The organism is Microcystis sp. LEGE 08355, from assembly GCF_015207185.1.
GTDB lineage: Bacteria > Cyanobacteriota > Cyanobacteriia > Cyanobacteriales > Microcystaceae > Microcystis > Microcystis panniformis.
Genome location: NZ_JADEXI010000213.1, coordinates 1 through 7,125 on the forward strand (window position 1 = coordinate 1; position 7,125 = coordinate 7,125).

Consider the following 7,125-nt stretch of genomic DNA (forward strand, 5'->3'; position numbering starts at 1 on the left):
CTTTTCGGGGGATTTAATGCGAATGAGTGACCCCGGACGATTAATTTCTTGATAACAGTCGCTTTCGACGGGAGGGCGGCTAATATAACTATCTATAACCGATTTTTCTGCTAGTATCGGGGTGGGGTGATTTTTCCATTGAGGATATTTGAGATCTTTGAACCATTCTCGGAGGATTTGGAACTTACCCGGCCCTTTACTACCTAATTCTAGTTCGGGACAGCCATTATCTTTATCTGCCGAGAAATAGCTATAGATTTTAGTCATCTGTTTTTTATAGGTTTCATGGCTGGCAGCCTCGGCCATTTCCCAAATTTCCTCATCCGGTTTGCGCCAATTTTCGTAGGCAAAACGAACTAAAAAAATCTCCTTTAATTTACCCTGAACACCGTATTCTCTGGCTAGATGTTTAAGAAACTCGTCCCATCCCTGTGGTTTCATCCGGTTCTACTTTATTCTACTTATATTCCCTTTTTTTCCATGTTAACCCCTTTTTCCCTCTTGGCAATGGGACTGACATCCGAGCGGGAAAACCCTATGCTAAAAATAGGTCAATTACCTGATGGTGTCTAAGGGAGTAAAACCATGAAAATCTCGTTAACCTTGTTTGTTGTGGCCTCCTTGCTGTTAGGTTCAATTCCTCACACTTTAGCGGTTAGTAGTCAAGATAACCATTTTGACCATTCCTCTTCGCCGCTAATTTTACAAAACCGTGACTGTAAGGGTGATAAGGACGATAATTGCAATTAGTCCTGATTATCTCGGTTAAGGTTGTTAGTCTATATCCCGCACCGATGAAAAAATCGTGGTCGGGATTTTTTTTATGAACTCGCCTGTAATTCCTCTAAACGTGCTAAAACTTCGGCACTGTGAATGGCAGGATTTACCCCTAAATAAATCTCTTTTAAAATCCCATCGGGATCGATAAGATAGGTATGACGCAGGGAAACATAACCCATCCAAGAACCATAAGCTTTACTAACATCTCCGGTAGTATCTGCCAGTAAGGGAAATTTTAACCCCTCCGAGTCACAAAATTCCGCATGAGAATCGACATCATCGGCACTTACCCCTAAAACTTGCGTATTTTTAGCCATATATTTCGGCAAATCCTGCTGAAAACGCCGCGCTTCTAGGGTACAGCCGGGGGTAAAATCCTTGGGATAAAAATACAAAACTACCCATTTACCCCGATAGTCCGATAGGGAAATATTCCCTTCTCCCGTGTTAGTCGGTAGGGTAAAATCGGGTGCCGGTTGATTTAAAGGGGGTTGGGGTCCACCCAAAGCGTTAGCATCGGGAATAAAGGCAAAAAATGCCAGAATTACTGCAATTAAAAAACTCAACAGTTGACGACGAGACATAATCAGTTATCAGTTATCAGTTATCAGTTATCAGTTATCAGTTTCTTGGTGTGATAAGTTTAACCTAATACGGGAGCGATCAATCTTTGTGTCCTTTCCCTTGTTCCTGTCACACCGGGAAAATCAACTGTCACCACATCTCCAGAAGAAAACGTCACCAATTAAATCCCCTCCACATCACAGAAAGTTTTGGCCGCATAGTTTAGGGAAAAATTGACAAGATCGATCTGATCCTCCTCAGTCCAGGTATCACTTTGATCTAGCGATGGTGGTTGTTGTTGTCCGATAAGTTCATTGAGAATGATTGTGGCCAATCGCAAATGTTCCCCCGATGATAAGTGGCAAACCACTTGATTATAAACTTCTTGGGCCGTAGTGGGCATGACAAAAAACTGATGACCGAATGGTTCTAGCTTAATATTCTTTACATAACTTGACAAGGAAAGGGCGAGGTAAAGAGGGAAAATAGATCGAGCTTGTCTTCATCTGCCTAACGATCATGTCTATTGTCACCCTTAACCCCCTTCAATCCCATCAAGATTTAGTCATCGATCCAGCCAAAATCACGGGATTACGGGGAAAAATCACCATCCCCGGCGATAAATCCATATCCCATCGTTCCCTGATGTTAGGAGCGATCGCCGAAGGAGAAACTGTTATTCATGGGTTATTATTGGGCGAAGATCCCCGCAGTACCGCTAGTTGTTTTCGTGCCATGGGTGTGGAAATTTCCCAACTCAACAGCGAGAAAGTGATCGTCAAAGGTAGGGGTTTAGGCAATCTTGAGGAACCCTTAGAAATCCTCGATGCCGGCAATTCCGGCACGACGATCCGCTTAATGTTAGGATTATTGGCTGGTCATCGAGACCGTTTTTTTGTCGTCACCGGCGATGCTTCCCTGCGATCGCGTCCCATGTCCCGGGTGGTGAAACCCCTCAAGGAAATGGGGGCGCAAATTTGGGGCAGAAAAGCCCATTCTTTGGCTCCTTTAGCCGTTTCTGGGGAATATCTGCAACCGATACACTACTATTCTCCCGTTGCTTCTGCACAGGTGAAATCCTGTCTTCTCCTCGCTGGACTGTTAACCGAGGGGAAAACCACGATCACGGAACCTGCTTTATCTCGTGATCACAGTGAACGGATGCTGCGCGCTTTTGGGGCAAATATTGAGGTGGATGGGGAGACTAATAGCGTCACGGTGACGGGTTATCCCACTTTAACCGGACAAACGGTGATTGTACCCGGGGATATCAGTTCGGCAGCTTTTTGGTTGGTAGCGGGGGCAATCGTGCCTAATTCCGAGTTATTAATCGAAAATGTGGGAATAAACCCGACTAGAACTGGAGTTTTACAGGTTTTACAGGCAATGGGAGCAGATATCACTCTCGAAAATCAACGGGTGGTGACGGGGGAACCGGTGGCGGATCTGCGGGTGAAATCCAGTCCACTACAGGCAACCACGATCGCCGGTGAGATTATACCCCGTCTGATCGATGAAATTCCGATTTTGGCAGTAGCGGCGGTTTTTGCCCAAGGAACGACAATTATCAAGGATGCTGAGGAATTACGGGTGAAGGAAAGCGATCGCCTGACGGTGATGGCCACCCAACTCGATCGCCTAGGGGCAAAAGTAAGGGAATTACCCGATGGTTTAGAGATTACCGGCGGTACGGGCCTATTCGGCACGGAGGTGGACAGTTTTACCGATCATCGCATTGCTATGAGTCTAGCGATCGCTGCCCTCAATTCCCGTCAACCCACCACTATCCATCGCGCTGAAGCGGCCGGCATTTCCTACCCCGATTTTGTGACCACCTTACAGCAAATTTGTCAAGAGTAGAAATATTAAGTTTTTCTGCGAACGGGCGAGCGGTAACTGGTAAAATTGCAGGATAAATCATAGAGTAGTAGGCCGCCTGTGTGATAATCGAGTTCATCGATCGAGGTAGCGAAAAATAGAAGCGTCCCTAACTCGCATTTCCCTGAAAAATATCTCCCCATCTACTCCACTCCCGTCTTCTCTTCCCCACCAATAATGGAAATCATCGCCCAATTAGAGAAAGTTTCCTATATTTATCCCGAATCCTCCAATCTAGTGCTGAAAAATATCTCTTTAGCAATTCATCGAGGAGAATTTTTAGGTATTATCGGGCCCACAGGTGCGGGAAAAACTACTCTCTGTTTAACTCTTAACGGTATTGTCCCCCAATTCTACGGAGGGCGTTTTTTTGGTTATGCAACAGTAGCCGGTTTAGACACTTTAACCCATCCCGTTAGCACCTTGGCCCGCTATGTGGGGGCAGTATTTGAAGATCCCGAAACGCAACTTTTAGCCACTTCGATAGAAAATGAAATCGCTTTTACCCTAGAAAATTTACGGCTACCGCGAGAGGAAATTAAAGCGCGTATTCCCAAAGTTTTAGCGGCAGTCCGGTTAGAGGGAATGGAAAAAAAATCCCCGGGGGAATTATCGGGAGGACAAAAACAACGATTAGCGATCGCCGCCGCTCTCGCAGTTCAGCCCGCTTTGTTAATTCTCGATGAACCCACCTCCCAACTGGATCCGGTGGGATCCCAGGAAGTTTTCGCCACCATTAAGGAATTAAATCGCCATCTCGGTGTCACTATTGTGATGGTCTCCCACGCGGCCGAGGAAATGGCCGAATATGCCGATCGCCTGGTACTATTAAGGGATGGTGCGATCAAAGCTATGGGAACCCCAGCAGAGATCTACTCCCAAGTACAACTTTTACAGGAAAATGCCCTGCGTCCTCCGCAAGTGGCCACTACTTTTGCCTTGATCGAGCAGAAAATCGGGGCGGTCGAGTCGATTCCTGTCACCCTAGACCGCAGTTTTGCCCGTTTAAACGAGATTAAATCCTTTTATCATAAAATCACCCCAACCCCTCCCTTATCGTCGGTTTCTGACCCCTTAAACCCCCTACTGAGGGTAAAAAATCTCTGCCATACCTACCCCGATGGTACTACCGCCCTGCGGGATGTGTCCCTCGATATTGCCGAAGGGGAATATCTGCTGATTATCGGTCAAAATGGCGCAGGAAAAAGCACTTTAGTCAAGCATTTTCTCAATCTTCTCTCGGCGACCAGCGGTCAAGTTATGATTGATGGACGTTCGATTACTAGCTTTTCTGTCAGTGATTTAGCTCGTTCGATCGGTTATGTAGCCCAAAATCCCGATAATCAAATTTTTAACACCACTGTCGAGAAAGAAGTATCATTTGCCCTGACTAATCTCGGTTATTCTCCAGAAATCGTCAACCAACGCACAGAAGCAAGTCTAGAAGCCATGGGATTGCTAGAATATCGCTCCTATCATCCTCTCTCCTTACCGAAAGGCGATCGAGCGCGGGTAGTGATTGCGGCAATTTTAGCCATGGAACCGCGCATAGTTGTTTTTGATGAACCCACCACCGGCCAAGATTACCAAGGAGCTAAGGCAATTTTAGAGGTGAGTCGTCAATTACACCAGATGGGCAAAACCGTGATTGTGATCACCCATCACCTCTATTTAATGCCAGAATACGCCGAAAGAGTAATTATTATGGGTCAAGGAACTATCCTTTTAGATGCCCCAATCCGGCAAGCTTATCATCAAACCGATCTCTTAGCCAAAACCTATCTAACTCCACCTCAAGCAGTTTTATTAGCACAAAAATTAGGACAACTTTCCGGTTATCCCAATTCTCTTTTAACTCCCCAGGAAATTGCCGATTGTTTTCAGAGGATTTAGCCTTGAGGCTATTTAGGGTTTGCGGCAAAAAGTTATTCGTGGGGACAGGGTGTGGGGTGTGGGGTTTTACCCATTTTCAGGTGGTCAATTACCTAGGGCTTGCTGAATAAATGTGAAATGTAGGCAAGGTAAGGTTTTTGTGGCTTTTCTCGCTCCCACAGGTGCAAGATTTTGAGAGTCCTGTAGGGGCGAAGCATTCGGGCAATAACCTATCGGTGAAACCGTAGATTTTCTATCCGAATGCTTCGCCCCTACTTTTTCAGCAAACCCTACCTAATTTTCATGGAAAAAGTCCTAGAATTTTCCCTCCAATCACTCCAATGGTCGGCACTTTTTGAGGAAAAAAAAGCCTAAAAGTCTTACCCAGCAAGGTTTTTAGATTTATTCAGCAACCCCTATTTAACTGTTTCTAAAATCAACTTCGATCGCTTAACATTATCGGGTACAGGAATCGGATAATCGCCATTAAAACAGGCAGTACAGAAGGTTTTCGGATCTTCCTTCGTTGCTGTTAACATTCCATCTTGACTGAGATAAGCTAAACTATCCACCCCGATTTGTGCCTGAATTTCCGCCACCGATTTAGTTGCCGCAATTAATTGCTCTTGATTGTCCGTATCAATGCCATAAAAACAGGGATGAGTCACCGGAGGTGAAGATATTCTCATGTGAACTTCTCTTGCTCCAGCATCGCGTAAAGCTTTAACCAATTTCCGGCTAGTGGTTCCCCGCACGATCGAATCATCAACAATAATAACTCTTTTTCCCTGTAAAACATCCTTTAAAGGATTCAATTTCATCTTAATTCCCGACTCTCTCATGTGTTGGGTTGGTTGAATAAAAGTCCGTCCCACATAACGATTTTTAATCAATCCTTCCGCGTAGGGAATATCAGAAATGCGCGAAAATCCGATCGCTGCTGGAATACCCGAATCGGGAACTCCCATCACCATATCTGCTTCTACCGGCGACTCTTTGGCTAATTGTTCCCCCAAACGTACCCGATAAGTATATAAAGATTCCTCGTGGACAATGCTATCGGGACGAGCAAAATAAATCATCTCAAAAACGCATAATTTTTTCTCCGGTTTCATGGCCCAATCCACCGAAGATAAGCCATCTTCACTAATCCAAACTAATTCCCCCGGCTGCACATCCCGCAGATAATCGGCCCCGATAATATCTAATCCGCAGGTTTCCGAAGCTAAAACATAACGGAGGGGATTGCCTTCTTCTTGCAAAACCCCAATTACTAAGGGTCTGACACCATTGGGATCCCGCGCCCCGATAATTCCCGTCGGTGTGCCGATAACAAGGCTATAAGCCCCGCTACAATAGCTAAAGGCATCGATCGCCGCTTCTATCCAATCCTTGCCACTATCCACCTCCTGACCGATAGCGACCGCGATCATTTCCGAGTCGGTGGTGGTGACGAGATCACAACCGCGCTTTTCTAATACATTTCTTAACTCAAAAGTATTGACTAAATTGCCGTTATGTGCTAGGGAAAGTTTACCCAAACGGCTTTCGATCACAGCAGGTTGGGCATTGGCCCGACGGCTAGAACCGGTGGTAGAGTAACGAGTATGACCGACCGCGTGAGTACCGGGCAAGGTTTTAAGGACAGTTTCGCTAAAAACTTGGGAAACTAAGCCCATTTCCTTGTAACAATGCACCGTTTCCCCGTCGTAGGTGGCAATACCTGCCGATTCCTGTCCTCGGTGTTGCAGGGCATAGAGTCCGAAATAGGTCAGTTTTGCTACTTCTTCCTCGGGGGCATAGAGTCCAAAAACTCCACAGGCTTCTTCAGGCTTATCGACGCGGTTCAAGAATAGGGATGAGTCGGGATGGCTAGACATGGGAGGGTTGGGGCTGCAGAATACTTTGGTAACAAAATCTTAACCGATCTTAATCTTCTTTTAACGATTTATTGATCAGCTATCAGCCTTTATTTACCGATATAATCGGCCATCTTATCTAGCTGACGGCCTCAAGATTACAGCCTTCTTT

7 protein-coding genes are annotated in these 7,125 nt (G+C 45.7%); 3 read left to right on the top strand and 4 right to left on the bottom strand.

What is annotated here, in order from left to right:
* The coding region (locus tag IQ242_RS12210; RefSeq protein ID WP_193960155.1) for an AAA-like domain-containing protein at nucleotides 1-441 on the bottom strand (441 nt) is incomplete at its 3' end.
* Between the two features lie 144 nt (nucleotides 442-585).
* Between IQ242_RS12210 and IQ242_RS12215 the strand changes: the two genes are divergently transcribed.
* A complete protein-coding gene (locus tag IQ242_RS12215; RefSeq protein WP_193960156.1) occupies nucleotides 586-750 on the top strand; it encodes a hypothetical protein in 165 nt (54 codons plus the stop codon).
* A 71-nt stretch (nucleotides 751-821) separates the two neighbouring features.
* Here the strand turns inward: IQ242_RS12215 and IQ242_RS12220 are convergent, their stop codons facing one another.
* Together IQ242_RS12220 and IQ242_RS12225 are read right to left on the bottom strand one after the other, a co-directional pair.
* The gene (locus IQ242_RS12220; RefSeq protein WP_045361782.1) at nucleotides 822-1,364 is read right to left on the bottom strand and encodes a peroxiredoxin; all 543 of its coding nucleotides are present in this window, start codon (nucleotides 1,362-1,364) and stop codon (nucleotides 822-824) included.
* A 161-nt stretch (nucleotides 1,365-1,525) separates the two neighbouring features.
* Nucleotides 1,526-1,804 (bottom strand): hypothetical protein, encoded by a 279-nt coding sequence (locus IQ242_RS12225; protein ID WP_228020954.1) that lies wholly within the window; start codon nucleotides 1,802-1,804, stop codon nucleotides 1,526-1,528.
* Between the two features lie 59 nt (nucleotides 1,805-1,863).
* Between IQ242_RS12225 and aroA the strand changes: the two genes are divergently transcribed.
* Entirely contained in the window at nucleotides 1,864-3,204 is a 1,341-nt protein-coding gene (gene aroA, locus IQ242_RS12230) for a 3-phosphoshikimate 1-carboxyvinyltransferase (RefSeq protein WP_193960157.1), read from the top strand.
* A gap of 195 nt (nucleotides 3,205-3,399) precedes the next feature.
* Nucleotides 3,400-5,115, top strand: a complete 1,716-nt coding sequence (locus IQ242_RS12235; RefSeq protein WP_193960158.1) for an ABC transporter ATP-binding protein — start codon at nucleotides 3,400-3,402, stop codon at nucleotides 5,113-5,115.
* Nucleotides 5,116-5,510: 395 nt separating this feature from the next.
* On the opposite strand, the gene purF is transcribed toward IQ242_RS12235, so the two are convergent.
* Nucleotides 5,511-6,974, bottom strand: coding sequence for an amidophosphoribosyltransferase (gene purF / locus IQ242_RS12240; protein WP_193960159.1), 1,464 nt, complete (start codon nucleotides 6,972-6,974; stop codon nucleotides 5,511-5,513).
* Nucleotides 6,975-7,125: the final 151 nt, after the last annotated feature.

Bases quoted from the DNA above. Each gene is read 5' to 3' on its own strand.
- IQ242_RS12215 (WP_193960156.1), top strand. From the start codon at position 586: ATGAAAATCTCGTTAACCTTGTTTGTTGTGGCCTCCTTGCTGTTAGGT.
- IQ242_RS12220 (WP_045361782.1), bottom strand. From the start codon at position 1,364: ATGTCTCGTCGTCAACTGTTGAGTTTTTTAATTGCAGTAATTCTGGCA.
- aroA (WP_193960157.1), top strand. From the start codon at position 1,864: ATGTCTATTGTCACCCTTAACCCCCTTCAATCCCATCAAGATTTAGTC.
- IQ242_RS12235 (WP_193960158.1), top strand. From the start codon at position 3,400: ATGGAAATCATCGCCCAATTAGAGAAAGTTTCCTATATTTATCCCGAA.
- purF (WP_193960159.1), bottom strand. From the start codon at position 6,974: ATGTCTAGCCATCCCGACTCATCCCTATTCTTGAACCGCGTCGATAAG.